Here is a 24,705-nt window from a genome sequence, read left to right on the forward strand (position 1 = left end):
GGGTCGGCCGTGGCTGACTATTACTTCGGCGCGCTGACCGTGACCAGCGCCGGGCGCAGCACGCGCTCGTTGATGGTGTAGCCCTTCTGGAGCACGCTCACCACGGTGTTGGGTTCCTGCTCGGGAGCGGGCACCACCGAGATGGCCTGGTGCTGGTGCGGGTCGAACTTGGTGCCGGGGGCGGGAGCCACCTCGATCACCTTGTTGCGTTCGAGTGCGCTCTTCAGCTGGCGCAGCGTGGCTTCGGCGCCCTCGCGGATCTGCTCCGGTGTGGCGTCCTTGATGGCCAGGCCGGCTTCGAGGCTGTCCGTCACGGGCAGCAGGCTCTCGGCAAAGGCCTCGACCGCGAACTTGCGGGCCTTGGTGATTTCGTCGTCGGCGCGGCGGCGGGCGTTCTGGACGTCGGCCTGGGCGCGCAGGTATTGGTCGGCCAGTTCGGCGTTCTTGCTCTGCAGGGCGGCGAGTTCACCTTGGGCTGCGGCCAGGGCGTCTTGCGCCTCGGCTTCGTTGGCAGCCTGCGCGGCTTCCAGTTCTTCGGGGCTTGGCTCGCCTTGCAGCATTTGCGAATTCTGTGCGGATTGTTGCGGGTCAGACATTTTTCAAGGAACCGGCGTGTGCCGGAAAACAAGCGATAGCCAGCCACTTGGGGCTGGCTCAAGGCATTTCAAGCGAAAAAATGCGGCAAAAGAGGCCGCGGAGGCATGAAAAAGGCCCGCAATCGGGCCTTCGTGCCAGTCCTGGCTCGGGAACGATCAGTGCGCGTCGAGCAGTTCGACGTCGAACTTCAGGGTGGCGTTCGGGGGAATCACGCCGCCGGCGCCGCGTGCGCCATAGCCGAGCGATGCGGGAATGATCAGCGTGCGCTTGCCGCCGATCTTCATGCCGGCGACGCCTTCGTCCCAGCCCTTGATGACCTGGCCCGCGCCCAGCGAGAAAGCGAACGGGTCGTTGCGGTCGCGGCTCGAATCGAACTTGGCGCCTTGCACGCCGTCGTTGTAGAGCCAGCCGGTGTAGTGCACGTGCACGTGCTGGCCAGCTTTGGCTTCAGCGCCGTCGCCCACGGTGGTGTCTTCGTATTGCAGTCCGGAGGGGGTGGTAGGCATGTCGAACGCTCCTTGCGTCAATGAGATGGATGTGAGTGGATAAGCAGAGACCGAAGGCGCGAAGTTTACCGACGCCCGGAGCTCGCCGGCCGGCCCGCTCAATTGCCAGTGTCAAGAGGCGGGGTGGAGGACGGCGCCGAAGGAGAGGAAGAAGAGGGCGGTGCCACCGGGGAAGAGGACGGCGCTGGGGGAGAAGAAGACGAGGGAGACGGTGACGGCGATGGCGAAGAAGGAGGCGCAGTCGCGGCAGTCGCGGCAGCCGCAGGCGCCGCGGCCTTCTTGATCTGCCCCAGCTGCCACTTGCCCGCGAAGGCCTGCAGGTCCGAAAGCCGCTTGAGCAGGTCTTGCCCGCTCACGGTCAGGCTGTAGCCGTCGCCGCCATGGCTGACGAGACCGGCCTCGCGCAATTCCTTGATGCGGGTGTTGAGCGTGTTGGGAGTGATGCCGCCGACGCTGTCCTGCAGCAGGCGAAAGGTCTGGGCGTGGCCGTCGCGCAAGGCCCAGAGCACCCTCATGGCGTAGCGGGCCTCGAGAAGTGCGAGCAGCTGGCTGACGGCTGCGTTTTCCTTGGTACTCATCGACATCATCTCCTCGGGGCTGGTCGGGCATCGATCCTTGGGGGCAGGGCCGGTGCCGCGCGTTCTTGTGGCTTGTAGCCTGCTATGGCGCTCGTTGGCCGGCGACTATAGCGCAAGGATCAGGATGCTACTAGTTTTATAGCTACGAGGGCATGCTGCGCGCGGCCCCTGAGACAAAGCTTCACAAATTAGCGAAATTTGCCATGGCTTCGCCCAACCGGACCGCGCGGGCGGGCGACCATTCCGGATTGAAGCCCAGCGCGGGCGGCGGGAACAGCATGACCACGGTGGATCCGAGCAGGAAACGGCCCATCTCCTCGCCTTGCTTGAGCACGATCTGCTGGTCGCCGTAGTGCCACTCGCGCAGCTCGCCGCCGCGCGGCGGATTGACCACGCCGTGCCACACGGTTTCCATGCTGCCGACGATGGTGGCGCCCACCAGCACCAGCACGAAGGGCCCGCGCGCGGATTCGAAGACGCAGACCACGCGCTCGTTGCGCGCGAACAGGCCGGGCACGCCGCGCGCCGTGGCCGGATTGACCGAGAACAGGTCGCCGGGCACGTAGATCATGCGCAGCAGCCGCCCTTCGCAGGGCATGTGAATGCGGTGGTAGTCCTTCGGGCTCAGGTACAGCGTTGCAAAGCTGCCGTGGGCGAACTGGTGTGCGAGCGCCGCATCGCCGCCGACCAGCGCGGTGGTCGTGTAGTTGTGGCCCTTGGCCTGGAAGATCTGGTGGCCTTCGATGGCGCCGAACTGGCTGATGGCACCATCCACCGGACATACGAGATCGGCCTTTGCGAGAGGCCGGGCGCCGGGCTTGAGCGCACGCGTGAAGAACTGGTTGAAGCTCTTGTAGTAGTTGATGTCGGATTCGAGCGCTTCGCCCATGTCGACGCCGTACTTGGCCACGAAGCGCCGGATGATCCACGTGGTGACGGCGCCGCGCTCCTTGCCTGCGACCCAGCCGGCGAAGTTCGTCAGGGCCTGCTTCGGGAACAGGTATTGATGCAGTACGGCAGAGCGGTCGGACACGAGTGAAAGGCGTGGAGCGCCTGGAATGCGAATCGGAGGGGCATTCTATAAAGGGCTCCGCGCGCCGGACGTAGGAAGCTTCCCTTGTATGCGGGGCCCCTCGTTCGCACGCGAGGCCCCGTGCACGCACGCAGGCACACCGCCCGGCGTCAGTCGGCCTTGATGCCGGCCGCCTTGATCACTTGCGCCCACTTCTCCACTTCGGCCTTCTGGAAGGCGGCGATCTTGGGCGGGGTCAGGTGGGCGGGCTCCATGCCGAAGCCCTTGAGCTTGTCCTGCATTTCGGGCGTTGCAAGGATCTTGCGGATCTCGGTGTGCAGCCTGTCGACGACGGGCGCGGGCGTGCCGGCGGGCACGAAGATCGCCTGCCACGACAGCACCTCGAAATCCTGCAGGCCTGCGATTCCGGACTCCGCAACCGTCGGCACGTCGGGCATCGAAGCCAGGCGCTTGGCCGAGGTCACGGCAATGGCACGCAGCTTGCCGCTCTGCACGTGCGGGCCGGCCACCACGCTGGTGTCGAACATCATGTCGACCTGGCCGCCGATCACGTCCTGGATGGCAGGGCCGCTGCCCTTGTAGGGAATGTGCGTGAACTTCACGCCCGACCTGAACGCCAGCAGTTCCAGCGACAGGTGCTGCGACGTGCCGGTGCCGGCCGATGCCGACGACAGCCCACCCGACTTGGTCTTGCTGGCTTCCAGCACGTCCTTCAACGTCTTGTAGGGGCTGGCCTGGTTCACCACCAGCACCAGCGGGTTGGTGCCGATGAGCGTCACCGGCGCAAACGACTTCTGCGGGTCGTAGCCGAGCTTGGGGTACAGGCTCACGTTGATGGCGTGCGAGCTGATGGTGCCGCCGACGATCGTGAAGCCATCGGGCGCCGCGCGCGCGCCGATCTCCGAGCCCACGCTGCCGCCCGCGCCGCCCTTGTTGTCGATGATCACGCTCGTGCCCAGCACCGTGCCGAGCTTCTGGCCGATCAGGCGCGCCAGCACGTCGGTGGTGCCGCCCGCGGGAAAGGGCACGAGGTAGGTGATGGCCTTGCCCGTGGGCCAGTTGCCGGGGCCTTGCGCGAAAGCGGGCAGGCCCACGGCGATCGAAGAGGCGAGGGCGGTGCGGATGAGTGTGCGGCGTTGCATGGCGAAGTCTCCTTTGATGATGTTGCGGGTCGTCGTCACGGCGTATCGACGATTTCGATCCAGTTCGGGTTCTTGCCCACGCTGATGCGCGCGGGCTTGTCCAATGCGCCGGTCGCGGGATCGATGGCGTACAGCGCAACGCTGTGCGACTCCTGCCCGGCGGCGATCAGGTAGCGGCCGCTCGAATCGATGGCAAAGCCGCGCGGCGTTTTCTCGGTCGGCGTCTGGCCGAGCGGCTTCAGCTGTCCGGTGGACGCGTCCACCCTGAAGGCCGACAGCGTGCTCGACGTGCGCTCCGAGGCATACAGAAAGCGCCCGTCGGGCGTCAGGTGCAAATCGGCTGCCCAGGGCTTGCCGGTGAAACCGGGCGGCAGCGTGCTGGTGCTCTGCTCGTGCTTGAGCGTTCCGCGCGCGGCGTCCCAGCCGTACACGTGCAAGCTCGCATCGAGTTCGTTCAGCAGGTAGACGCGTCGCTGCGCCTTGTCCCACACGAAGTGGCGCGGCCCTGACTTTGCGGTGCCCTGTGTCAGCGGCGGATCGTTGGCCGACAGCAGCCCCTTCTCCGCATCGAAGCGCCAGGTCGAAACGTTGTCGCCGCCCAGGCTGGTGGCCAGCACGAAGCGGTTGCTCGCATCCGCGTGGATCGCATGCGCATTCGGCGCGGTCTGGACCAGTTGCTGGATCGCACCCGCTGCACCGTCCTTGCCAATGGCGTTGACCGAGATCTTGCCGCCCTGGTAGGAGGCGGCAAAGAGCCACTTGCCGCTCGCGTCGAGGTCGATGTTGGCCATGCTGTCGGCCAGCGGCGCTTCGCCGAGCTTCTGCAGCTTGCCGGTGGCGGCGTCGATCGAAAGCGACACCACGCGGAACGGCTGCGAGCGAAGCGCCGCATACAGCACGCGCTTGTCGTGGCTCACCGCCATCGGCATGACCGTGCCGCCGACGTTGAGCGTCTGCACCGGCTTGAGCACGCCCTGGCCGCGGTCCAGTTCGAGCACCGAGATTTCCTGGCTGTCCGCATTGGACACATAGACCCATGTGGCCGCCGACGCGTGGCCTGCAACGATCGACAGCAGCTGCGCGGCGGCGAACCGGAGCGCTCGGGGCGCACGAAGGAATGTGTTGTTGCTTTTCATGAAGGTGTTGTCTCTGTTGTTGTCGATCCGATGCTGCAAACTGGAAGGGAGGTCGTTCCCGTGTCAGGGCATGTACTGCCCGCCGTTCACCTCGATCACCTGCCCCGTCACATAGCCCGAGAGCTGCTCCGAGGCCAGGTAGAGAAAAGCGCCCACGCATTCGTCGGCCGTGCCAATGCGGCCCATTGGAATGCCGGCGCGGAACGATTCGAGCATCGCGGGCGTCGAGAAGCGGTCCTGGAACGGTGTCTGGATGACGCCGGGCGCCACCGCGTTCACGCGGATCTTGTCGCCGACGAGTTCCCTGGCAAGCCCGTGCGTGGCCGTGCTCACGAAGCCCTTGGAGCCCGCATACAGGTACGCGCCCGGTCCGCCGCCGGTGCGTGCCGCGACCGAGGTCACGTTGATGATGTTGCCTCCGCCATGGGTGCGCATCAGCGGCACCACCTCGCGGGCAAACGCAAGCACCGAGCGTGCATTGATATGCATCACTTCGTCGAACAGCGCATCGTCGAATTCCGCGATGGGGACGCGCTTCACCAGGCTGCCGGCGTTGTTCACCAGCACGTCGATGCGGCCGAACCGCGCGGCCGTCTGCTTCACGCATTCGCGGATGGCTGCGGTGTCGAGCACGTCGCCCTGCAGCGCAAAGGCATCGCCGCCGGCCGATCGAATGGTCTCGACCACCTGGTTGGCGGCATCGGCCGAGCTGTTGTAGTGCACCGCCACGCGCATGCCGCGCGCCGCGAACGCAATGGCCACCGCGGCGCCGATGCCGGTGCTGGCGCCGGTGACGAGCGCGGTCTTGCCTTTGAGGTCTTCCATGGATGTTTCCTTTCGAGGTCGGGTGAAGTCAGGTCACGGGAGCGGGATTGAACAGCACCAGCGCGTTGTGCAGCTTCCACTGTTCGGCCCAGGTTTTCTTCCTGCCGCTGGCCACGTCCAGCATCAGCCGGAACATCTCCCAGCCCACGTCTTCGATGGTGGCGTCGCCGTCGGCGATGCGGCCTGCGTTCACGTCCATCAGGTCGTGCCAGCGGCGCGCCAGGTCGCTGCGCGTGGCCACCTTGATGACCGGCACCTCGGCCAGCCCGTAGGGCGTGCCGCGGCCGGTGGTGAACACGTGCAGGTTCATGCCCGCGGCCAGCTGCAGCGTGCCGCAGATGAAGTCGCTGGCGGGCGTGGCGGCATAGAGCAGTCCCTTCTGCCTGGCCTTCTCGCCCGGCGGAACCACGCCGGAGATCGGCGCGCTGCCGCTCTTGACGATCGAGCCCATGGCCTTCTCGACGATGTTCGAGAGCCCGCCTTTCTTGTTGCCCGGCGTGGTGTTGGCACTGCGGTCGACGCGGCCGCGGTCCAGGTAGGCGTCGTACCAGGCCATCTCGCGGATCATGGCGTCGGCCACCTCGGGCGTGGTCGCGCGCGAGGTGAGCTGGTCGATGCCGTCGCGCACCTCGGTCACTTCCGAGAACATCACGGTGGCGCCGGCGCGCACCAGCAGGTCGGTGCAAAAGCCCACGGCCGGGTTGGCCGTGACGCCCGAGAAGGCGTCGCTGCCGCCGCACTGCACGCCCACCACCAGCTCGCTCGCGGGCACGGTCTCGCGCTGGCGCGCGTTGAGCCGCTCCAGGTGTTCCTCGGCCTGCCGCATGATCGAATCGATCATCGACATGAAGCCGACGTGGGCGTCGTCCTGCAGGCACACCACGTCGAGCTTGGCGTTGGCCGTCTCGCCGATGTCGGCCACGTTGCGTTCGTCCACCAGCGCAATGCTGCCCGGCGGCAGCAAGCGCTCGGGCTGCAGCTTCTCGCAGCCCAGGCTGATGACCATCACCTCGCCGCCGAAGTTCGGGTTGAGGCTGATGTTGCGCAGCGTGCGGATCGGAATGATCGCGTCGGGCGCGTCAATGGCCACGCCGCAGCCGTAGCTGTGTGAGAGGCCCACCACGTCGTCGACGTGGGGGTACTTGGGCAGCAGCTCGGCCTTGATGCGCTGCACCGCGAAATCGACCACGCCCGCCACGCACTGCACGGTCTGCGTGATGGCGAGGATGTTGCGCGTGCCGACCGATCCGTCCAGGTTGCGATAGCCCTCGAAGGTGTAGCCCTCCAGCGGCGGCTGTGCGGGCGGCTTCACGGTGGCGATCGGCAGGCCTTCGAGCTCGCGCGCGGCGGGCATCTTCAGCAGCCGCTCGTGCACCCAGCTGCCGCGCGGAATGGCCTTCAGCGCGTAGCCGATCACCACGTTGTAGCGGACGACCGCATCGCCTTCGGCCAAGTCGGTCAGCGAGACCTTGTGGCCCTGCGGCACGTTGTCGACCAGCACGAGGCCGTCGGAAAACGCCGTGCCGGCCTTCAGGCCGCCGTCATTGGCAACGATGGCGACGTTGTCCGCCGCGTGCATGTGGATGCGGTGCGGCGGGCGCACCGGCGGGGAAGAGGGTAGTGATGAGTCGGCCATCGGATCGAACTCCGCGTTGCTTGTCTTTGGTGTCACTTGACCGCGTTGACGAGGTCCGGCAGCCACATCGAGAACGCCGGAACATAGGTCACGAGCATCAGGCAGATCAGGAGGGCACCATAGAACGGCCAGATCGACCGCATCACCTGCCCGACGGATACCCCTCCGATCGCGCAGCCTATGAACTGCGTGGTGCCTACCGGCGGCGTGTTGAGGCCCAGGGCGCAATTGATCAGCATGACGATGCCGAACTGCACCGGGCTCATGCCGAACTGCATGGCAATCGGCAGGAAGATGGGCGTGCAGATCAGGATGGTCGCGGCCATGTCCAGGAAGGTGCCGAGCACGAACAGCAGCACGTTGATCATCAGAAAGATGACCCACGGATCGCTCGAGACGCTGGTCATGAGCTCGCCGGTCTTCTGCGGCACTTCGTACAGGGCCATGAAGTAGCCGAAGGCCGAAGAGATGCCGATCAGCAGCAGCACCACGCCGGTCGTCTTGCAGGCCTTGGCGCAGGCCTTGAAAAAGTCCTTGCGGCTGAGCGAGCGGTACACGAACACGGTCACGCCCAATGCCCAGAGCACCGCCGTCGCCGCCGACTCGGTGGCGGTGAACACGCCCGACAGGATGCCGACCAGGATGATCGCCACGATCATCAAGCCGGGCAGTGCGCCGATGAACGCCGCAAGCACTTCGCCCCAGCCGGGGAAAGCGCCGCGAATCGGATAGCCGCGGCGGATGGCCACGTAGTAGGCGGCGGCCAGGTTGCACAGCGTGAGCAGCAGCGCCGGAATGAGGCCCGCCAGAATCAGGCTCAGCACGCTGACCGACGCAATGCCCGTGGTCGCCAGCGTGAAGATGATCAGGTTGTGCGACGTGGGCATCAGCGCACCCACCAGGGCCGCGTGCGTCGTGACGTTGACCGCGTAGTCGGCGTCGTAGCCTTCCTTCTTCATCAGCGGAATCATCACCGAGCCCATGGCCGAGACGTCGGCCACCGGCGAGCCGGCCACGCCGCCGAACAGCGTGCAGCCGATCACGTTGCTCATGCCCAGGCCGCCGCGCACGTGGCCCACCAGGCTGTTGGCAAAGCGGACGATGCGCTGCGCGATGCCGCCGTAAAGCATGAGCTCACCGGCAAACACGAAGAACGGAATCGCCAGGAACGAGAAGACCTGCATGCCGCCGACCATCTTCTGGAACACCACGGCAACGGGCAGGCCCGCATAGAGCACGGTGGCAACGGAGGCCAGGCCGATCGAGAACGCGACCGGCACGCCCAGCACCAGCAGCACCAGGAAAACGAGGGATAGGACAGTCAGTTCCACGCGGGCACCACTTCTTCATCGCGCAGCAGGGCGACGATATGTTCAATCGAAAAGAGGACGATCAGGAGACCCGCGATCACCAGCGCGAGATAGTCGAGACCCACCGGAACGCCCATCATGGGCTTGATGTCGCTCCACTTGAGCGTGGTCCAGACCCAGCCGCTCCAGGTCATGATTGCGCCGAAGAGCGCGACCAGCGCGTGAATCAGTATTTCGATCTTCAGGCGGAGCGATTCGGGGAGCAGCACCACCAGCGAGTCGAGCCCGATGTGGCCGGCATCGCGCACGCCGACGGCAACGCCCAGCGCCGTGACATACAGCACCAGCTGCAGCGCGAGGCCTTCGGCCCAGGTCGGCGTGTCGTTGAACACATAGCGGCCGACGACCTGGTACTGGACGCACACGATGATGGTGATGAGCATCGCCACCGCGAGCATCAGGCTGGCCTTGGAGAGGAACGCGCAGAAGCGCGAATAGGCGTGGTTGGACGGAGGGCGTCCGTTCGGATCGACCAGGTCTTCGAGCTCGACGGGCGCGCCGGTCGCCAGCTTGTCTACCGCGGGGACGGTAAGTGTCATGGGAACTTCCCTGAATATGGGTGAGGGGCCCTCCCCGGAAAGCGGGAGGGCCGAGGCACGTCACTTGTTGTCTTGAACGGCCTTGACGAGGCGCTGCAGATCGGGCGTCGAGATGAACTTGGTGTAGACCGGGGCCATGGCTGCGCGGAACGATGCCTTGTCCACGTCGGCAATGATCTGGGCGCCGCCCTTGGTCACGACCTCGAGCGACTTGGCTTCCTGCTCGTCCCACTTCTTGCGCTGGAAGGCGACCGATTCCTTGGCCGTGGCGCGGAACAGGTCCTGGTCGGCCTTGGGCAGCTTGTCGTAGATGGCCTTGGACATCACGAGCATTTCAGGCGCCATGGAGTGTTCGGTGCGCGAATAGAACTTCACCGCTTCGTAGTGCTTGAAACCGTCGTATGAAGGAATGTTGTTTTCCGCCGCGTCGATGAGTCCGGTCTTGAGTGCGGTGAACACTTCGCCGGTGGGCATTGGCGTGGCGTTGGCGCCCATGGCGCTCACCAGTGCGACCCACAGGTCGGACTGCTGCACGCGGATCTTGAGCCCCTTCGCGTCGGCCAGCGTCTTCACCGGCTTCTTGGCGTAGATCGAACGCGCGCCGCTGTCGTAGAAGGCCAGGCCGACCAGGCCTTCATGTTCGCAGCCCTTCAGGATCTCGTCGCCGATGGGGCCGTCGAGCGACTTGCGCATGTGCGCGATGGAGTCGAACAGGAAGGGCATCGTCGGCACCAGCGTCTTGGGGCAGATCGAATTCAGCGCGCTGATGTTGACGCGGTTCATTTCGAGCGCGCCGATCTTCACCTGGTCGAGCGTTTCCTTCTCGCTGCCGAGTGCGCTCTTGTTGAACACCTTGATCTTGTACTTGCCGTTGCTGCGCTTGTCGAGCAGTTCGCTCATGTGCTTGACCGCCGCGACGGTGGGGTAGTCGTCGCTGTTGTGCACGTCGGCCGAGCGGAACTCGACCGCGTTGGCTGCCATGGCCAAGGCGCCTACGGCCAGGGCGATGAGGTGGCGGGTGTATTTCATTTGTCTTCCTCTTGGGGTTGGTGGTTAAAAACAATCAGAAACGGCATTCGGGTTCCGGCAACCCCTGGACGCCGGGACGCAGCGCAAAAACGCCGCCCGCCAGCGGTTGGTCGGACAGGTCGCCGCCGGGGCGGATCGACGTCACGTAGAGCGTGTCGAGCGCTGGCCCGCCAAAGGCGCACATCGCGGGCTTCTTCACCGGCACGGCAAGGGAGCGGTCGAGCCGTCCCTCGGGCGTGAATCGGTGAACGAGCCCGGCGTCGTTGCCGCAGATCCAATAGCAACCGTCGGCGTCGACGGCGGCGCCGTCGGGGCGGCCCGGCAGCGGCTTCATGTCGACGAACACGCGGCGGCCATGTGGCGTGCCGGTGTCGGTGTCGTAGTCGAAAGCCCAGATGGTCTGCACCGCCGGATGCGAATCGGAGAGGTACATGGTCCTGCCGTCGGGGCTGAAGGCGAGGCCGTTGGGAACGATCATGCGGTCGAACTGGGCGCGCAGCGCCACTTCCGCATTCACGTCGCCCTGGTAGCGGTACACGCGGCCGACCTCATGCGCTGCCGCCATGTCCATCTGCATGGTGCCGGCCCAGAAGCGGCCCTGGCGGTCGCAGCGGCCATCGTTGAAGCGCATGCCGCGTTCCGCGTGGACGGCGCTCGCAACGGGGCTCGCGGCCAGGGTGCCGTCGGCGCGCGTGGCGATGGCGAACAGTCCGCTTTCCATGCCGGCGATCCACTCGCCCGGATGGCCGGCGCGCGGTGCGATGCAGGCCAGCATCTCGTCGCCGGTCCAGCAGCTGTGCGCGCCGGTCGGGGCGTGCCAGCGGTGCAGTTGTTTCGCCGGAATGTCGACCCAGTAGAGCGCCTGCTCATCGGCGCGCCAGACCGGGCTTTCGCCGGTCGCGCATCGCGCATCGAGAACGAGTTCGGCTTGCATGCCGGTCGTCATTGGTCGCCGAACGGGCCCTGCGCCGTGAACGCGCCGCCCTGGTAGATCGCGTTGGGGTCGGTAGGCGCCACGGGAGGCTGGGCCTCGACCTTGTCGCGGAACACTTCGGAGGTGTCCTGCGGCACGAAGCCCAGGTGCGCTGCCGCGCTGTTGTCCCACCAGACATCGCGGTTGGCCGACATGCCGTAGACGATGGTGTGCTTCACGTCGGGCGTGAAGATCGACTTCTCGATCAGCGAGGTGAGGTCGCGGTAGCTGAGCCAGGTGCTCATCATCCGGCGGTTGAGCGGCTCCGGGAACGACGAGCCGATGCGGATGCTCACCGACTCGATGCCATAGCGGTCGAAGTAGAACTGAGCGACGTCTTCGCCGAACGACTTCGACAGGCCGTAGTAGCCGTCGGGCCGGCGCTGGGCGCTGGCGTCCAGCCGATCGCTCTGCTTGTGAAAGCCGATCACATGGTTCGAACTCGCGAACACCACGCGCTTCACGCCGTGCCGGCGGGCGGCTTCGTAGACATTGAACACGCCCTTGATGTTGGCTTCGAGAATTTCCTCGAACGGGCGCTCGACCGAGACGCCGCCCAAGTGCACGATGGCGTCGCAGCCCTCGACCAGCGCATGGACGGCCGTCTTGTCCGACAGGTCGCAGGGCACCACTTCTTCGTGCGCACCCTCGGAGGGGGCGATTGCGGCAATGTCGGAAAGGCGCAGGATCTCGGCAAAGGGGCGCAGGCGTTCGCGCAATACCTTGCCCAGGCCGCCGGCCGCGCCGGTCAGCAGAATCCGGTGGAGCTTGCTGTTGGTAGTTTGTGAGGACGTCGACATGTGTGGTGGCGTGTGAATGGGTTGAGGTCCAGGGCGATGGAGCAGTCACCGAAAGCTAGCCAGAAAGCGGCTTCATCTCCCATGCCGCGCCAGTTCGAATAACCGGTCGATGGATGGACGACACTTGCCGCAAACTGAGTGATAAGTTATCTGTTGTCGTACAACTAATTGGGGATTATTATCTTGACCATGGTCCAAACGGCTACGGGTAATCCCTCAATTTCGGATGCGGCGGCAGACGCCGCTGCCGGCGCCTCCTTTGTGGGGGTGGGGCGCCCGCGCCCGCGCGGCCTGGCCCACGGGCTGGTGGAAGACCTGGGCGAAAAGATCCGCAGCCAGTCGCTGCGCCCCGGCGACAAGCTGCCCACCGAATCGGCCATCATGAAGTCCTTCGGCGTAAGCCGGACGGTCGTGCGCGAGGCACTGTCGAAGCTGCAGGCCGCCGGGCTGGTCGAAACGCACCATGGCGTCGGCACCTTCGTGCTGCAGCCGCGTGCGGCGGGCATGTTCCGGCTCGATTCCGCCGACATCGCCACCTCGGTGGACGTGCTGGCGGTGCTCGAGCTGCGCATCAGCCTGGAGACCGAATCCGCGGGCCTCGCGGCCACGCGCCGCACCGAGGAGCACCTGCTTGCCATGCGCCAGGCGCTCGACGATTTCGAGCGCAACGTGGCGGTGGCGGGGGATACGGTGGCGCCCGATTTCCGCTTTCACCTGCAGATCGCCCAGGCCACCGGCAACCCGTATTTCGCGGACATCATGAGCCACCTGGGCACCACGATCATTCCGCGCACGCGCATCACCGCCATTCGCAACTACGACCGGCGCGGCGAATACCTGAGCCGCGTGAACCGCGAGCACGAAGAGATCTATGCAGCCATTGCGCGCCGCGATCCGGAGTCGGCCCGTGCGGCCATGCGCATCCACCTGACCAACAGCCGCGAGCGGCTGCGCGTGGCGCAGGAAGCGGCGCAACAAGCCACGGCCAACACGCCGCCAGCCGCTTCCTGAGCGAAATTTTCTTGCCGACGCTGGACAAGCGTCATTTGTGGTTGTACGATGACTGACAACACAACCTGACAGGAGACCTGAATGAGCTTGAAAAGACGTGACCTGATGCTCGGCGCCCTGGGCGGCGGCGTGCTTGCCGCCGGTGGTGTGCATGCGGCCGACGCCTGGCCCTCCAAGCCACTGCGCATCGTGGTGCCGTACCCACCGGGCGGTTCGTCCGACATCATTGCCCGCTCCATCAGCCAGCCGTTGTCGGAAGCGCTCGGCCAGCCGGTCATCGTCGAGAACAAGCCGGGTGCCAACGGCAACCTTGGCGCTGATTTCGTCGCCAAGTCGAAGCCCGATGGCTACACGCTGCTGTTGTGCGACGTCGGCGCGCTCGCCATCAGCCCCTCGGTCTACACGCGGCTGCCTTTCGATCCCTCCAAGGACCTGCGCGGCGTGACCATGCTGGCCTATTCGCCGCACCTGCTGGTGGTGCATCCGTCGGTCCAGGCCAACAGCCTGAAGGAATTGATCGCCCTGTCGAAGAAGTCGGACATCAACTTCGCCGTGACCGCCACCGGCAGTGCGCCGCATCTGGCCGGCGTGGCGCTCGAGCGCGCCAGCGGTGCGCGCTGGCAATACGTGCCCTACAAGGGCGGCGTGCAGGCGGTGCAGGACACGGTCGCCGGCCAGACCCAGATTCTCATGAACGGCATGCTGGCCACCTTGCCGCACGTGCAAAGCGGCAAGCTCAAGGTGCTCGGCGTTTCGAAGTCGACGCGCATGCCGCTGATCGGTGACGTGCCCACCATCGCAGAGCAGGGCGTGGCCGGTTTCGAGTCGGGCACCTGGCAAGGCGTGCGGGTTGCCAAGGGTACGCCCGACGCCATCGTCCAGCGCCTCAACAAGGAACTGATCACGGTCATTCGCGCGGCCGACATCCGCTCGCGCCTTGCAGGGCAGGGCGCTGAGGTCGTGACCATGGCGCCGGCCGAGGAAGAGCAGTTCTTCGGCAAGGAACGCACGCGCTGGGCCAAGGTGGTGGCCGACGCCGGCATCAAGCTGGATTGATAGGCTCACCCCCAGTCTGCGCGCACTTCGTGTCGCGCGCGCCAACCCCCTTCCGGGGGCACTGCCAGCGGCCCGGCAAAGCCGGTTCCGCGGCAGTCCACGAAAAGAACGGATCCATTTTTAACCCACTCTCATTGGTGTCTCGATGAACCCTCAAGAACTTAAATCCATCATGGGCTCCGGCCTGCTCTCGTTCCCGCTGACCGACTTCGATGCGAACGGCGACTTCAACCGCAAGGGCTACGAGAGGCGTCTCGAATGGCTCGCCCCCTACGGCGCGAGCGCGCTGTTCGCGGCCGGCGGCACGGGCGAGTTCTTCTCGCTGACCGGCGAGGAGTACCCCGGCATCATCCAGAGCGCGGTCGACACCTGCCGCGGCGTGGTGCCCATCATTGCCGGCGCCGGCGGCCCGACGCGCTTTGCGATCCAGTGCGCGCAAGCCGCGGAGAAGGCGGGCGCACACGGCATCCTGCTGCTGCCGCACTACCTGACCGAAGCCGGCCAGGAAGGCCTGGCCGCGCACGTCGAAGCGGTGTGCAAGAGCGTGAAGTTCGGCGTCATCGTCTACAACCGCGCCACCAGCCGCCTCAAGCCCGACACGCTCGCCGGCCTGGCCGAGCGCAATCCGAACCTGGTCGGTTTCAAGGACGGCATCGGCGACATCGAAGCCATGGTGGCCATCTACCAGAAGATGGGCGATCGCTTCGCCTACCTGGGCGGCCTGCCCACGGCCGAGGTCTATGCCGCGGCCTACAAGGCCATGGGCACGCCGGTGTATTCGTCGGCCGTTTTCAACTTCATTCCGAAGACCGCGGTGCAGTTCTATGAAGCCGTGCGCGACGACGACATGGCCACCCAGCATCGCCTGCTGAAGAACTTCTTCATGCCTTACCTCGAACTGCGCAACCTCACGCCTGGCTATGCGGTGAGCATCGTCAAGGCCGGCGCCAAGATCGTCGGCCACGACGCTGGCCCGGTGCGCGCGCCACTCACCGACCTGAAGCCCGCCGAGATGGAACAGCTCAAGGCCCTGATCGACGCGCTCGGCCCGCAGTAAGCGGCCGGGTCGATAAAACCGACAACGGAGACAACAAGGCATGCTGATGAAAAAGCTTCTTCTCATCGCGGCGGGCCCCGCGCTTGCCGCCACTGCGCTGCTGCCTCCGCATGCCTTGGCCCAAGCCGATGCATGGCCGCAGCAGAAGCCGGTGACCATCGTGGTGCCGTTCCCCGCCGGTGGCTCCACCGACATGGTGGCGCGCGCACTGGCGCTGCAATTGCAGGCAAAGCTCGGCGGGAGCTTCGTCGTCGACAACCGGCCGGGCGCCACGGGCACCATCGGCACGGGACAGGTCAAGCGCGCGGCACCCGACGGCTACACGCTGCTGGTGTCGTCGCTCGGAGCCTTCGTCGTCACGCCGCACCTGCAAAAGAGCGTGCCCTACGACGCCACCAAGGACTTCGACTACATCAGCGTTCCCGTGCAGGCGCCCAATGTGCTGGTGACCAATGCCGCGCGGCCCGAGCGCACCGTGGCCGACCTGCTGGAATTGCTGCGCAAGACCCCGGGCAAGGTCTCGTTCGCGAGCTCGGGCAACGGTTCGTCCGACCATCTGTCGGCCGAACTGTTCTGGCAGCAGAGCAAGACCGAAGGCGTGCATGTGCCCTACAAGGGCGGTGCGCCGGCAGTCAACGATCTGCTCGGCAACCAGGTCGATTTCTCGTTCCAGAACGTGAATGCCGTGCTGCCTCATATCCGCGCGGGCAAGCTGCGCGCCCTTGCCGTCACCGGCGACAAGCGTTCGCCCGTGCTGCCCGATGTGCCCACGCTGGCCGAGGCCGGCGTGAAGGGTGCGGAGGTCTACTCGTGGCAAGGCATGGCTGCACCGAAGGGCTTGCCGCCCGCCACCAAGAAGAAGCTGAGCGACGCGGTGATTGCCGCCATGCAGGACCCGGAGACGAAGAAGCGCATGCTCGACCAGGGCCTGGAAATCGTCGCCAGCACCCCCGAGGAATTCACCGCCTTCCAGTTGCGCGAGTGGACGCGCTGGAAGACATTGATCGACACTCGCCACATCACCGCAGATTGAGGCACCGAGCCCGAAAATGACAAGTCCTGAATCCCTTTCCAAAGCCGTGTCGGGCGCCCCTGTCGTCACCGGCATGCGCGTGGTGCCCGTTGCGGGCCACGACAGCATGTTGATGAACCTGAGCGGCGCGCACGGCCCGTTCTTCACGCGCAACCTGCTGATCCTGACCGACAGCGCGGGCCACACCGGCGTCGGCGAAGTGCCGGGCGGCGAGAAGATCCGCCAGACGCTTGAAGATGCACGCGACCTCATCGTGGGCCAGCCCCTCGGCAAGCACAACGCGGTGCTCAACAGCATGCGCAGTGCGTTCGCCAACCGCGACAGCGGCGGGCGCGGCCAGCAGACCTTCGACTTGCGCGTGACCATCCATGCGGTCACCGCCGTCGAGGCGGCCATGCTCGACCTGCTCGGCCAGCACCTCGAAGTGCCGGTGGCTGCATTGCTCGGCGAAGGCCAGCAGCGCGATGCGGTGCAGATGCTCGGCTACCTGTTCTACGTTGGCGACCGCACCAAGACCGACCTGCCGTACGAGAGCGACCCCGGCGCCGACAACGACTGGTTCCGCCTTCGCCATGAAGAAGCGATGACGCCCGAAGCCATCGTGCGCCTGGCCGAGGCCACGCATGCGCGCTACGGCTTCACCGACTTCAAGCTCAAGGGCGGCGTGCTGCGCGGCGAAGAAGAAGTCGAGGCCATCCGTGCACTGCACGAGCGCTTCCCGAAGGCGCGCGTCACGCTCGACCCGAACGGCGGCTGGCTGCTGCAGGACGCGATCCGCCTCTGCCGCGACCTGCACGGCGTCATGGCCTATGCCGAAGACCCGTGCGGTGCCGAAGGCGTTTTTTCCGGGCGCGAAGTGATGGCCGAGTTCCGGCGTGCGACCGGCCTGCCCACAGCCACCAACATGGTCGCCACCGACTGGCGCGAGATGGTGCACAGCCTCTCGCTGCAGTCGGTCGACATTCCGCTGGCCGACCCGCATTTCTGGACCCTGCAGGGCTCGGTGCGCGTGGCGCAGCTGTGCCAGGCCTGGGGCCTGACCTGGGGCTCGCATTCCAACAACCATTTCGATGTGTCGCTTGCCATGTTCACGCACGTGGCGGCCGCGGCGCCGGGCAAGGTCACCGCCATCGACACGCACTGGATCTGGCAGGACGGCCAGCGCCTGACGAAGGCGCCGCTGCAGATCGAAGGCGGCTTCGTGAAGGTGCCGACGCGCGGCGGGCTGGGCGTGGAACTCGACATGAACGAGGTCGAGAAGGCGCATCAGCTTTACCTCAAGCATGGACTCGGTGCGCGCAACGACGCGCAGGCGATGCAATACCTGATCCCGGGGTGGACTTTCGACAACAAGAAACCCTGTATGGTTCGTTGAAGGTTTAGTCTCTCTCCCGTTTTGGTTTTCCGCAGCCGGACACGCAGTGCTCCGGCTTCTTTCTTTCCATCGAGCAGCAAGGAATCCTCATGCAAAACTTCGACAACCTGATCGGCGGCGAATGGCGAGCCGGCGCCAGCTACAGCCCCAACGTCAACCCCAGCAACCTGACCGACGTGCTGGGCCAGTACGCCCAGGGCACCGCCGCTGACGTGCAGGCCGCCGTGGCCGCCGCCACCGCCGCCTTTCCCGCCTGGGCCACCGGCAGCATCCAGGCGCGCTCCGATGCCCTGGACAAGATCGGCACCGAGATCCTGGCGCGCAAGGAAGAGCTCGGCACCCTGCTGGCCCGCGAAGAAGGCAAGACCCGCGCCGAAGGCATCGGCGAAGCCACCCGCGCCGGCCAGATCTTCAAGTTCTTCGCTGGCGAATGCCTGCGCCTGTCCGGCGAGCTGCTGCCCTCGGTGCGCCCGAACATCGGCGTGGAGATCACCCGCGAGCCCGTCGGCGTGGTCGGCCTCATCACCCCCTGGAACTTCCCCATCGCCATTCCGGCCTGGAAGATCGCCCCTGCGCTCGCCTTCGGCAACTGCGTGGTCCTCAAGCCCGCCGACCTGGTGCCCGGCTGCGCCTGGGCGCTGTCCGAGATCATCCACCGCTCGGGCATTCCGGCGGGCGTGTTCAACCTCGTGATGGGCCGCGGCAGCGTGATCGGCGAAGCCCTGGTCAGCCACCCCGGCATCCATGCCATCAGCTTCACCGGCTCGGTCGGCGTGGGCCGCAACATCGCCGTGCAGTGCGTCACCAACCACAAGAAGGTGCAGCTGGAGATGGGCGGCAAGAACCCGCAGGTGATCCTGGACGACGCCGACCTGGCCCAGGCCGTGGAACTGAGCGTGCAAAGCGCCTTCTACTCCACCGGCCAGCGCTGCACGGCCTCCAGCCGCCTGATCGTGACCGAAGGCATCTACCCCAAGTTCATCGAGGCGATGAAGGCCCGCATGGCCAAGATCAAGGTGGGCGATGCACTGGCCCAGGGCACCGACATCGGCCCGGTCTCGTCCAAGTCGCAGCTCGACCAGGACCTGGAATACGTGGCCATCGGCAAGGGCGAGGGCGCCACGCTGGCCGCGGGCGGCGAGCTCCTGAAGCTGGAGACCGACGGCTATTACATGTCGCCGGCGCTCTTCAGCGAATCGGCAGCCGCCATGCGCATCAACAAGGAAGAGATCTTCGGGCCGGTCGCCAGCGTGATCCGGGTGAAGAACTACGAAGAGGCGCTGGCCACGGCCAACGACACGGAGTTCGGCCTGTCGGCGGGCATTGCGACCACGAGCCTGAAGTACGCCACGCACTTCAAGCGCCACAGCCAGGCGGGCATGGTGATGGTGAACCTGCCCACGGCGGGGGTGGACTACCACGTGCCCTTTGGTGGGCGCAAGGGTTCGAGCTACGGCCCGCGCGAGCAGGGCAAGTATGCGCAGGAGTTCTTCACCACGGTGAAGACGGCGTACACGCTGGCTTGAGTCTCTGCAGGCCGGGTGCAGCGCGCCCGGCCATTCGGCTCATCGGACATGGCTGCTGCGCGACGGCCTCATGGCGGCGGCGAAGACGGCTGCGGCGCCTGGCGCCGGCGGCGCATCAGCATCTCGACGAGCTCGAAAAAGCCCTCGCTCAGCAGCGCCAGTGCCGCGGCCGGCAGCGCGCCCGCCACGAGCAGCTCGCGGTCGTTGAGCGCCAGCCCCGTGACGATGCGTTCGCCGAATCCACCCGCGCCGATGAAGGCCGCAATGGTCGCGGTGCCAATGGCAATGGCCGTGGCCGTTCGAATGCCCGCCAGCAGCGTTGGGAGCGCGAGCGGCAGCAGCACCAGCCGAAGGCTCTGCGGCGGCGTCATGCCCAGCGCGGTGCCCGCCATGCGCAGGCCGCTCGGCACTTCGGCCAGGCCGGTCACCGTGTTGCGCATGATCGGCAGCAGCGAATAGAGCGTGAGCGCAATCAATGCGGGCAGCGCCCCGATGGCGCCGAGCAGGGAGATCAGCACCGCCAGCAATGCGAGCGAGGGCACGGTCTGCAGGATGCTCGCCATGCCCAGCACCAGCGCGCGCAGCCGCACATGCGCAAACACCAGGATCGCAATCGGCACGCCGATCAGGATCGCAATGCCCACGGACACCGCCACCAGCAGCAGGTGCTGCCGTGCCAGCTGCCAGAGATCGGGGCCGAACAGCTTGGCGATGAAGCCGCGCCGGGGCTCCCGGGGCTGCTGTGCCTTTCCACTTGTGCTGGCCAGGAAGTCGCGCGCAATCGCGTCGAAGGGCACGCTCTGCAGTTCGGCACGCGCATTCATCGCGATCATCGCGCGCTCGTCGATGCGGCCTTCCAGCGCCTGCAGCGCGGCCCAGGCCTTCGGCAGCCGCGCCGGCAGGTCGAGCTTGTAGAGCACCACCGCGTCGTAGCGCGGAAAGTATTTCTTGTCGTCTTCCAGTACGCGCAGGCCGAGATGGTCGATCTTGGCGTCGGTGGTGTAGATGTCGATCGCGTCGATCTGCTTCGCGGCCACGGCTTCATAGGCCAGGCCATGGTCGAGGCCGGTCGGCGTCTGCGTGAAGCCGTAGCGCGCGGCCAGGCCCTTCCAGCCATCGGCGCGGCCGATGAACTCGTTCGACAGGCCGAGCTTGAGTTCGGGGTGTCTTGCGAGGTCGCTCAGCGTGCGCAGGCCGAGCCGCTCGGCATCGGCTGCCCGCACCGCCAGCGCATAGCCGTCGTTGAAGCCGAGCGGAATGGCCACGCCCAGGCCCAGCGGTGCCAGCGCCGCATTCATGGCCTCGCGCGTTTCAGCTGGCGAGCCCTTGAGGATCTCGAGTGCGATGGTGCCGGTGTATTCGGCATAGAGGTCGATGGCGCCCGAACGCAGCGCCTCGTAGACGATGGCCGTGTTGCCCAGCCCCTGCCGCACCACCGGTGGGGATGCGGTGTGCGGCGCCGCCGTCTGCGCCAGCAGCTCGGCCAGGATGTACGACTCGGTGAAGCGCTTGGAACCGACGCGCAGCGTGCCCTCGCCGGGTTGCGCCGACGCAGCGGCACCGAGCCAGGCCATGGCGAACAACAACAAGGCGGCACGCAGCATGCGGCGGTGGGGCAGGCACATCGGGGGCCAGTGTATAGACATCGCCCCGGTCGGGGCACCCGCCAATCTCCTACAAACCCTGGTGCGGGCTACCGATGCTGCGAGGATGCAATCGCACCCATCATGGCCGGCATGAAGAAGAAAACCCACCTCCTGCCCGGCCCCGACGTGCACGGCCTGCGCGAGCTCCCGGGCCTCAGGGTGGAGGGCTACAGCCTGCAGCTGCGCGACAAGGACGGCTTCGTCGGCGACCAGGCCAGCCAGACCGCCTTCAGGGCGTTGCTCGAACGCTGGCGCAAGCGCCGCCGCAAGACGGGCATCGATCCCCTGGGGCGGGAGCACTCGCGCGACCTCAGCAAGGAGCAGCTTGACCGCATCCTGCAGAAGCCCTCGGATGCCGGCGACCTGATGCACGGCGCCATCGAGGAATTTGCCGAAGAACTGGCCTTCGTGATCCAGCGCTTCACGCGCCAGCCCTCATGGAAGAAGGTGGAGCGCATCGTGGTGGGCGGCGGCTTCACCGAAAGCGACGTGGGCGAGCGCGCCATCCTGCAGACCGCGGCCATCCTGGAAGACATGGGTGTGCACGTACAGCTCGGGCGGCTGTCGCACGAGGTCGACGACGGCGGCCTGATCGGCTGGGTGCACCTCACGCCGCCGGCCATGCTGAAGAAGCACGACGCCATCCTGGCCGTGGACATCGGCGGTACCAACGTGCGCTGCGGCATCGTGAAGGCGCGCCGGCACAAGGCGCGCGACCTGTCGCTGGCCAAGGTCGTGCGGCGGGAGAAGTGGCGCCATGCGGACGACAGCCCCAACCGCACCGACATGGTCGAGCGCATCGCGCTCATGCTCGAGGACATGGCCCGCTACTGCGAGCGCAAGCACATCCGCCTCGCGCCCTTCATCGGCATCGCATGCCCCGGGCTGATTCGCAAGGACGGCTCGATCGAGCGCGGCTCGCAGAACCTGCCTGGCGATTGGGAAAGCCGCGCGTTTCACCTGCCCAGCGCGCTGTGGCGCCGCATACCGATGATCGGCTCCGGCCCCACGCTGATCCTGATGCACAACGACGCGGTGGTGCAGGGGCTGAGCGAGCTTCCGTTCATGCGCGATGTTTCCCATTGGGGCGTGCTGACCATCGGCACCGGCCTTGGCAACGCGAGCTTCACCAATACCTTCTAGTCCGGTGCGGCTGCCGCTCCGGCAGCGGACGGTATGGTGCCGCCGAGTGCCTTGTAGACGGCCACCATGCCAACCGCCATGCGGTTCGCGCTCTGCACGCGGTCGCGCCGGGCCTGCAGCAGCGTGCGGCGGGCGTCGAGCTCGACACCGAAGTCCGTGAGCCCGTTGGCATAGCGCGCATGCGCGAGTGTGAGCGCGTCGCGGCTGTTGCGCTCGCGCTCGATCAGTTCCGCATGGCGCTGGCGCTCGGCGGCATAGGCGTTCAGCGCCGAATCGATCTCGTGCCAGGCCTTGAGCACCGTCTGCTGGAAGGCCACCGCGGCTTCCTGCTGCTGCAGCTCGCGCAGGGTCACCGTGCTCCGGCGCCGGCCGTTGTCGAAGATCGGCAGGCTGATGGAAGGGCCGATGTGCCATTGCCGGCTGCCCCATTCGCCAAAGCGCTCGCTGCCAGCCGATTCATAGCCGAAGCCCGCACCGAGCGTGACGCGGGGGTAGAGGTCCGCCACCGCAATGCCGATGCGTGCGGCGGCGGCGTGCAGCTGCGCCTCCGCCGCCGCGATGTCGGGCCGCCGTCGCGCCACGTCGGAAGGCAGGCCGAGGGCAAGTTCAGGCAGCGGCGGTGCTTGCAATGCTTCGAGCGGGTCGCCCGTGCCGCCGTCGGAAGGCGACGCGAGTTCGGCGTTCTGCGTGCCGGGCGGCGCGCCGGTCAGCAGCGTGATCTGGTTCATGGCTTGGGCTTCCTGCTGCAGCAGCATCGGAATGCGTGCACGCAGCTCGGCCAGTTGCGTGCGCTGGCGGGTCGGGTCCAGGTCGGTGACCAGGCCGCCGTCCGCGCGCGCCTGCACCAGCTCGAGCGACTCGGCCGCCGCCGAAATGTCGGCGCGCGCCAGCCGCAGTTCGCGCTGCGCACCGCGCAGTTCGAAGTAGTTGCGCGCTACCTCGGCCTGCACGCTGAGCTGTGCCTGCCGCAGCAGGGCGGCCGATGCGCCGGCATCCGCATCGGCGGCCTCGATGCTGCGCCGAACGCGGCCCCACAGGTCGATTTCCCACGACGCATCGAAGCCGGCCTGGTAGAGGTTGTAGGGCTCGCTCAGCGTGCGGATCAACTGGTCGCGGTTGGACACCGACGAACCCAGCGCATCGATCATCCGCGTGGCCGCGCCGGTCTCGCTCTGGCGTTGCCGGTTGACGCCGCCACTGGCATTGAGCTGCGGTGCCTGCTGCGCCGCCGCCGCGGTGCGCTGGACGCGGCTTTGCGCAAAGCGAAGGGCGGCGCTCTGCAGGTCGTGATTGGCCTCCAGCGCGCGTGCCTGCAGGCGATCGAGCAGCGGATCGTTGAAGGCCTTCCAGTCGCCGGATGCAGCGCCCGTGGGCACCGCTGTCCGCTCGGTGCCGAGCAGTGCTTGCGAGCCGCCGTGCCATGCGGACCAGTCGGCGGGCGCCTGCGGTTCCGCGGGCCGGTGGTCGGGACCCACAGCGCATCCGGCAAGAAGAAGAAGCGCGAGCGCGGAACAGGAGAAGTATGCGGAGGGGGTGCGCGATGCAGGCATGCGGTGCTCCCGGTTTCAGGCCAGGCGATGGCGAAACAGCCAAGCCGCCAGCGGCAGCGTGACGAGGGCGATGATCGATAGCGGAATGAGGTTGTGCCACACTGTCGCCAGGCCCACGCCCTCGAGGTACACGCGCTGCACCAGGTCGATCGCAAAGCGCAGCGGATTGGCCATGGTGATCAGCTGCAGCACGTGCGGCATGTTGCGCACCGGCGTGGTCAGGCCCGACAGCAGCATCATCGGCATCAGCAGCACGAAGGTGTAGAGCATGGCCTGCTGCATGTTGGCCGACACCGCCGAGATCGAGAGGCCGATGCCCACGCTGGCCATGGTGAAGAAAACCAGCCCGGTGTAGAGCGTGGCGAGCGAGCCCGCCATCGGGATGCCGAACCAGAACAGGGCCACCAGCAGGATCAGCGTCGACTGCGCAAGGCCGACCAGCACGGGCGGCAGCGCTTTGCCGATCATGATTTCGAGCGGCGACATCGGCGTGACCAGCAATTGGTCGAAGGTGCCTTGCTCGCGCTCCCTTGCGACCGAGAGCGCCGTGAGCATCAGCGTCTGCAGCATGCTGAGCGCGGCGATCAGGCCCGGCAGCAGGTTCCAGCGTGTCTGGAGGTTCGGGTTGAACCAGGCCCGCGTTTCGATGGTGAGCGGTGTGGGCGGCGCGCCGGCCCGCGTGCGCAGCTCGGCGTTGTAGCGCTCGACCACCGCGCTCACGTAGCCGGCCGCGGAGCCCGCCGTGTTGGAGTTGCGCGCATCCAGTATCAGCTGGATGGCCGCAGGCTGGCCCGCGCCGAGTTGCTGCTCGAAGTTGGATGCGATCTGGACCACCAGCAGCGCCTTCTCCGTGTCGATCACCTCCCGGATGTCCGCCTGCGTGCGCAGCGTGGCCACGCGGTGGAAGACGCCGGTGCTGTCGAGATGCGCAATCAGCTCGGTCGATGCACCGGTGCGGCTCTGGTCGAGCAGCGCATAGGGCACGTTCGTGAGGTCGTAGGTGGCGGCGTAGCCGAAGATGAGGCTCTGCATGATCGCGGGAACGAACAGGATCACGCGGCTCGCCGGGTCCTTGAAGATGGCGAGCAGCTCTTTCCTGCAGAGGTTGGCGATGCGCAGCAGAAAATCGGTCATGGGGTGCCGT

General features: G+C 66.6%; 23 protein-coding genes. 7 read left to right on the forward strand and 16 right to left on the reverse strand.

The window, feature by feature from the left end; all coding sequences use genetic code 11:
- Nucleotides 1-20 precede the first annotated feature (20 nt).
- From grpE to ACJ7Z0_RS24575, 13 genes are all read right to left on the reverse strand, one after another.
- Nucleotides 21-596 (reverse strand): nucleotide exchange factor GrpE, encoded by a 576-nt coding sequence (grpE, locus tag ACJ7Z0_RS24515; protein ID WP_434791915.1) that lies wholly within the window; start codon nt 594-596, stop codon nt 21-23.
- Nucleotides 597-752: 156 nt separating this feature from the next.
- On the reverse strand, nt 753-1,103 hold the full coding sequence (locus ACJ7Z0_RS24520) for an FKBP-type peptidyl-prolyl cis-trans isomerase (protein ID WP_012746856.1): 351 nt from the start codon (nt 1,101-1,103) through the stop codon (nt 753-755).
- 98 nt (nt 1,104-1,201) lie between these two features.
- Nucleotides 1,202-1,681 (reverse strand): winged helix-turn-helix transcriptional regulator, encoded by a 480-nt coding sequence (locus ACJ7Z0_RS24525; RefSeq protein WP_434791916.1) that lies wholly within the window; start codon nt 1,679-1,681, stop codon nt 1,202-1,204.
- 181 nt (nt 1,682-1,862) lie between these two features.
- Nucleotides 1,863-2,714 (reverse strand): archaetidylserine decarboxylase, encoded by an 852-nt coding sequence (gene asd, locus ACJ7Z0_RS24530; protein WP_434791917.1) that lies wholly within the window; start codon nt 2,712-2,714, stop codon nt 1,863-1,865.
- A gap of 149 nt (nt 2,715-2,863) precedes the next feature.
- Nucleotides 2,864-3,856, reverse strand: a complete 993-nt coding sequence (locus ACJ7Z0_RS24535) for a Bug family tripartite tricarboxylate transporter substrate binding protein (protein ID WP_434791918.1) — start codon at nt 3,854-3,856, stop codon at nt 2,864-2,866.
- Nucleotides 3,857-3,891: 35 nt separating this feature from the next.
- Nucleotides 3,892-4,992, reverse strand: coding sequence for a lactonase family protein (locus ACJ7Z0_RS24540; RefSeq protein WP_434791919.1), 1,101 nt, complete (start codon nt 4,990-4,992; stop codon nt 3,892-3,894).
- A gap of 63 nt (nt 4,993-5,055) precedes the next feature.
- Nucleotides 5,056-5,817, reverse strand: coding sequence for an SDR family NAD(P)-dependent oxidoreductase (locus tag ACJ7Z0_RS24545; RefSeq protein WP_434791920.1), 762 nt, complete (start codon nt 5,815-5,817; stop codon nt 5,056-5,058).
- A gap of 28 nt (nt 5,818-5,845) precedes the next feature.
- Nucleotides 5,846-7,453 carry a galactarate dehydratase gene (garD, locus tag ACJ7Z0_RS24550; protein ID WP_434792720.1) on the reverse strand — a complete coding sequence of 536 codons (1,608 nt, stop codon included), beginning with the start codon at nt 7,451-7,453 and terminating at the stop codon, nt 5,846-5,848.
- A 32-nt stretch (nt 7,454-7,485) separates the two neighbouring features.
- Nucleotides 7,486-8,784 carry a TRAP transporter large permease gene (locus ACJ7Z0_RS24555; RefSeq protein ID WP_434791921.1) on the reverse strand — a complete coding sequence of 433 codons (1,299 nt, stop codon included), beginning with the start codon at nt 8,782-8,784 and terminating at the stop codon, nt 7,486-7,488.
- A complete protein-coding gene (locus ACJ7Z0_RS24560; protein ID WP_431132275.1) occupies nt 8,775-9,221 on the reverse strand; it encodes a TRAP transporter small permease in 447 nt (148 codons plus the stop codon). Before ACJ7Z0_RS24560 ends, ACJ7Z0_RS24555 begins: the two co-directional genes overlap by 10 nt.
- 201 nt (nt 9,222-9,422) lie before the next feature.
- Complete coding sequence (locus tag ACJ7Z0_RS24565; protein ID WP_434791922.1) at nt 9,423-10,391, reverse strand: TRAP transporter substrate-binding protein; 969 nt, start codon at nt 10,389-10,391, stop codon at nt 9,423-9,425.
- 34 nt (nt 10,392-10,425) lie between these two features.
- Nucleotides 10,426-11,325: an SMP-30/gluconolactonase/LRE family protein gene (locus tag ACJ7Z0_RS24570; RefSeq protein WP_434791923.1), complete on the reverse strand. Its 900-nt coding sequence runs from the start codon at nt 11,323-11,325 to the stop codon at nt 10,426-10,428.
- Between the two features lie 8 nt (nt 11,326-11,333).
- Nucleotides 11,334-12,164 carry an NAD-dependent epimerase/dehydratase family protein gene (locus tag ACJ7Z0_RS24575; protein WP_434791924.1) on the reverse strand — a complete coding sequence of 277 codons (831 nt, stop codon included), beginning with the start codon at nt 12,162-12,164 and terminating at the stop codon, nt 11,334-11,336.
- A gap of 189 nt (nt 12,165-12,353) precedes the next feature.
- Between ACJ7Z0_RS24575 and ACJ7Z0_RS24580 the strand changes: the two genes are divergently transcribed.
- The 6 genes from ACJ7Z0_RS24580 to ACJ7Z0_RS24605 all read left to right on the forward strand — a co-directional run bounded on the left by ACJ7Z0_RS24580 (nt 12,354) and on the right by ACJ7Z0_RS24605 (nt 19,222).
- On the forward strand, nt 12,354-13,175 hold the full coding sequence (locus ACJ7Z0_RS24580; RefSeq protein WP_434792721.1) for a FadR/GntR family transcriptional regulator: 822 nt from the start codon (nt 12,354-12,356) through the stop codon (nt 13,173-13,175).
- Nucleotides 13,176-13,256: 81 nt separating this feature from the next.
- The gene (locus ACJ7Z0_RS24585; protein WP_434791925.1) at nt 13,257-14,231 is read left to right on the forward strand and encodes a Bug family tripartite tricarboxylate transporter substrate binding protein; all 975 of its coding nucleotides are present in this window, start codon (nt 13,257-13,259) and stop codon (nt 14,229-14,231) included.
- Between the two features lie 145 nt (nt 14,232-14,376).
- The gene (kdgD, locus tag ACJ7Z0_RS24590) at nt 14,377-15,288 is read left to right on the forward strand and encodes a 5-dehydro-4-deoxyglucarate dehydratase (protein WP_434791926.1); all 912 of its coding nucleotides are present in this window, start codon (nt 14,377-14,379) and stop codon (nt 15,286-15,288) included.
- A gap of 46 nt (nt 15,289-15,334) precedes the next feature.
- A complete protein-coding gene (locus tag ACJ7Z0_RS24595) occupies nt 15,335-16,321 on the forward strand; it encodes a Bug family tripartite tricarboxylate transporter substrate binding protein (protein ID WP_434791927.1) in 987 nt (328 codons plus the stop codon).
- A 16-nt stretch (nt 16,322-16,337) separates the two neighbouring features.
- The gene (gudD, locus tag ACJ7Z0_RS24600) at nt 16,338-17,696 is read left to right on the forward strand and encodes a glucarate dehydratase (protein ID WP_434791928.1); all 1,359 of its coding nucleotides are present in this window, start codon (nt 16,338-16,340) and stop codon (nt 17,694-17,696) included.
- An 89-nt stretch (nt 17,697-17,785) separates the two neighbouring features.
- A complete protein-coding gene (locus tag ACJ7Z0_RS24605) occupies nt 17,786-19,222 on the forward strand; it encodes an aldehyde dehydrogenase family protein (protein WP_434791929.1) in 1,437 nt (478 codons plus the stop codon).
- 68 nt (nt 19,223-19,290) lie between these two features.
- On the opposite strand, the gene ACJ7Z0_RS24610 is transcribed toward ACJ7Z0_RS24605, so the two are convergent.
- Complete coding sequence (locus ACJ7Z0_RS24610; protein ID WP_434792722.1) at nt 19,291-20,826, reverse strand: ABC transporter permease/substrate-binding protein; 1,536 nt, start codon at nt 20,824-20,826, stop codon at nt 19,291-19,293.
- Nucleotides 20,827-20,958: 132 nt separating this feature from the next.
- Between ACJ7Z0_RS24610 and ACJ7Z0_RS24615 the strand changes: the two genes are divergently transcribed.
- Nucleotides 20,959-22,011 (forward strand): ROK family protein, encoded by a 1,053-nt coding sequence (locus ACJ7Z0_RS24615; RefSeq protein ID WP_434791930.1) that lies wholly within the window; start codon nt 20,959-20,961, stop codon nt 22,009-22,011.
- Here the strand turns inward: ACJ7Z0_RS24615 and ACJ7Z0_RS24620 are convergent.
- Nucleotides 22,008-23,561 carry an efflux transporter outer membrane subunit gene (locus ACJ7Z0_RS24620; RefSeq protein WP_434791931.1) on the reverse strand — a complete coding sequence of 518 codons (1,554 nt, stop codon included), beginning with the start codon at nt 23,559-23,561 and terminating at the stop codon, nt 22,008-22,010. The genes ACJ7Z0_RS24615 and ACJ7Z0_RS24620 overlap by 4 nt on opposite strands.
- A 15-nt stretch (nt 23,562-23,576) precedes the next feature.
- Nucleotides 23,577-24,695, reverse strand: coding sequence for an ABC transporter permease (locus ACJ7Z0_RS24625; RefSeq protein ID WP_434791932.1), 1,119 nt, complete (start codon nt 24,693-24,695; stop codon nt 23,577-23,579).
- Nucleotides 24,696-24,705: the final 10 nt, after the last annotated feature.

This window comes from Variovorax palleresanus (assembly GCF_051144945.1).
Classification (GTDB): Bacteria; Pseudomonadota; Gammaproteobacteria; order Burkholderiales; family Burkholderiaceae_C; genus Variovorax; species Variovorax paradoxus_S.

Excerpts from the sequence above, each read along its gene's own strand:
- ACJ7Z0_RS24520 (WP_012746856.1), bottom strand. The coding sequence starts at position 1,103 with ATGCCTACCACCCCCTCCGGACTGCAATACGAAGACACCACCGTGGGC.
- ACJ7Z0_RS24565 (WP_434791922.1), bottom strand. The coding sequence starts at position 10,391 with ATGAAATACACCCGCCACCTCATCGCCCTGGCCGTAGGCGCCTTGGCC.
- ACJ7Z0_RS24540 (WP_434791919.1), bottom strand. The coding sequence starts at position 4,992 with ATGAAAAGCAACAACACATTCCTTCGTGCGCCCCGAGCGCTCCGGTTC.
- kdgD (WP_434791926.1), top strand. The coding sequence starts at position 14,377 with ATGAACCCTCAAGAACTTAAATCCATCATGGGCTCCGGCCTGCTCTCG.
- ACJ7Z0_RS24625 (WP_434791932.1), bottom strand. The coding sequence starts at position 24,695 with ATGACCGATTTTCTGCTGCGCATCGCCAACCTCTGCAGGAAAGAGCTG.
- ACJ7Z0_RS24535 (WP_434791918.1), bottom strand. The coding sequence starts at position 3,856 with ATGCAACGCCGCACACTCATCCGCACCGCCCTCGCCTCTTCGATCGCC.
- ACJ7Z0_RS24545 (WP_434791920.1), bottom strand. The coding sequence starts at position 5,817 with ATGGAAGACCTCAAAGGCAAGACCGCGCTCGTCACCGGCGCCAGCACC.
- ACJ7Z0_RS24615 (WP_434791930.1), top strand. The coding sequence starts at position 20,959 with ATGAAGAAGAAAACCCACCTCCTGCCCGGCCCCGACGTGCACGGCCTG.
- ACJ7Z0_RS24610 (WP_434792722.1), bottom strand. The coding sequence starts at position 20,826 with ATGCTGCGTGCCGCCTTGTTGTTGTTCGCCATGGCCTGGCTCGGTGCC.
- ACJ7Z0_RS24570 (WP_434791923.1), bottom strand. The coding sequence starts at position 11,325 with ATGCAAGCCGAACTCGTTCTCGATGCGCGATGCGCGACCGGCGAAAGC.
- ACJ7Z0_RS24525 (WP_434791916.1), bottom strand. The coding sequence starts at position 1,681 with ATGAGTACCAAGGAAAACGCAGCCGTCAGCCAGCTGCTCGCACTTCTC.
- ACJ7Z0_RS24605 (WP_434791929.1), top strand. The coding sequence starts at position 17,786 with ATGCAAAACTTCGACAACCTGATCGGCGGCGAATGGCGAGCCGGCGCC.
- ACJ7Z0_RS24580 (WP_434792721.1), top strand. The coding sequence starts at position 12,354 with ATGGTCCAAACGGCTACGGGTAATCCCTCAATTTCGGATGCGGCGGCA.
- ACJ7Z0_RS24585 (WP_434791925.1), top strand. The coding sequence starts at position 13,257 with ATGAGCTTGAAAAGACGTGACCTGATGCTCGGCGCCCTGGGCGGCGGC.
- gudD (WP_434791928.1), top strand. The coding sequence starts at position 16,338 with ATGACAAGTCCTGAATCCCTTTCCAAAGCCGTGTCGGGCGCCCCTGTC.
- ACJ7Z0_RS24575 (WP_434791924.1), bottom strand. The coding sequence starts at position 12,164 with ATGTCGACGTCCTCACAAACTACCAACAGCAAGCTCCACCGGATTCTG.
- garD (WP_434792720.1), bottom strand. The coding sequence starts at position 7,453 with ATGGCCGACTCATCACTACCCTCTTCCCCGCCGGTGCGCCCGCCGCAC.
- ACJ7Z0_RS24560 (WP_431132275.1), bottom strand. The coding sequence starts at position 9,221 with ATGCTCGCGGTGGCGATGCTCATCACCATCATCGTGTGCGTCCAGTAC.
- ACJ7Z0_RS24595 (WP_434791927.1), top strand. The coding sequence starts at position 15,335 with ATGAAAAAGCTTCTTCTCATCGCGGCGGGCCCCGCGCTTGCCGCCACT.
- ACJ7Z0_RS24620 (WP_434791931.1), bottom strand. The coding sequence starts at position 23,561 with ATGCCTGCATCGCGCACCCCCTCCGCATACTTCTCCTGTTCCGCGCTC.
- grpE (WP_434791915.1), bottom strand. The coding sequence starts at position 596 with ATGTCTGACCCGCAACAATCCGCACAGAATTCGCAAATGCTGCAAGGC.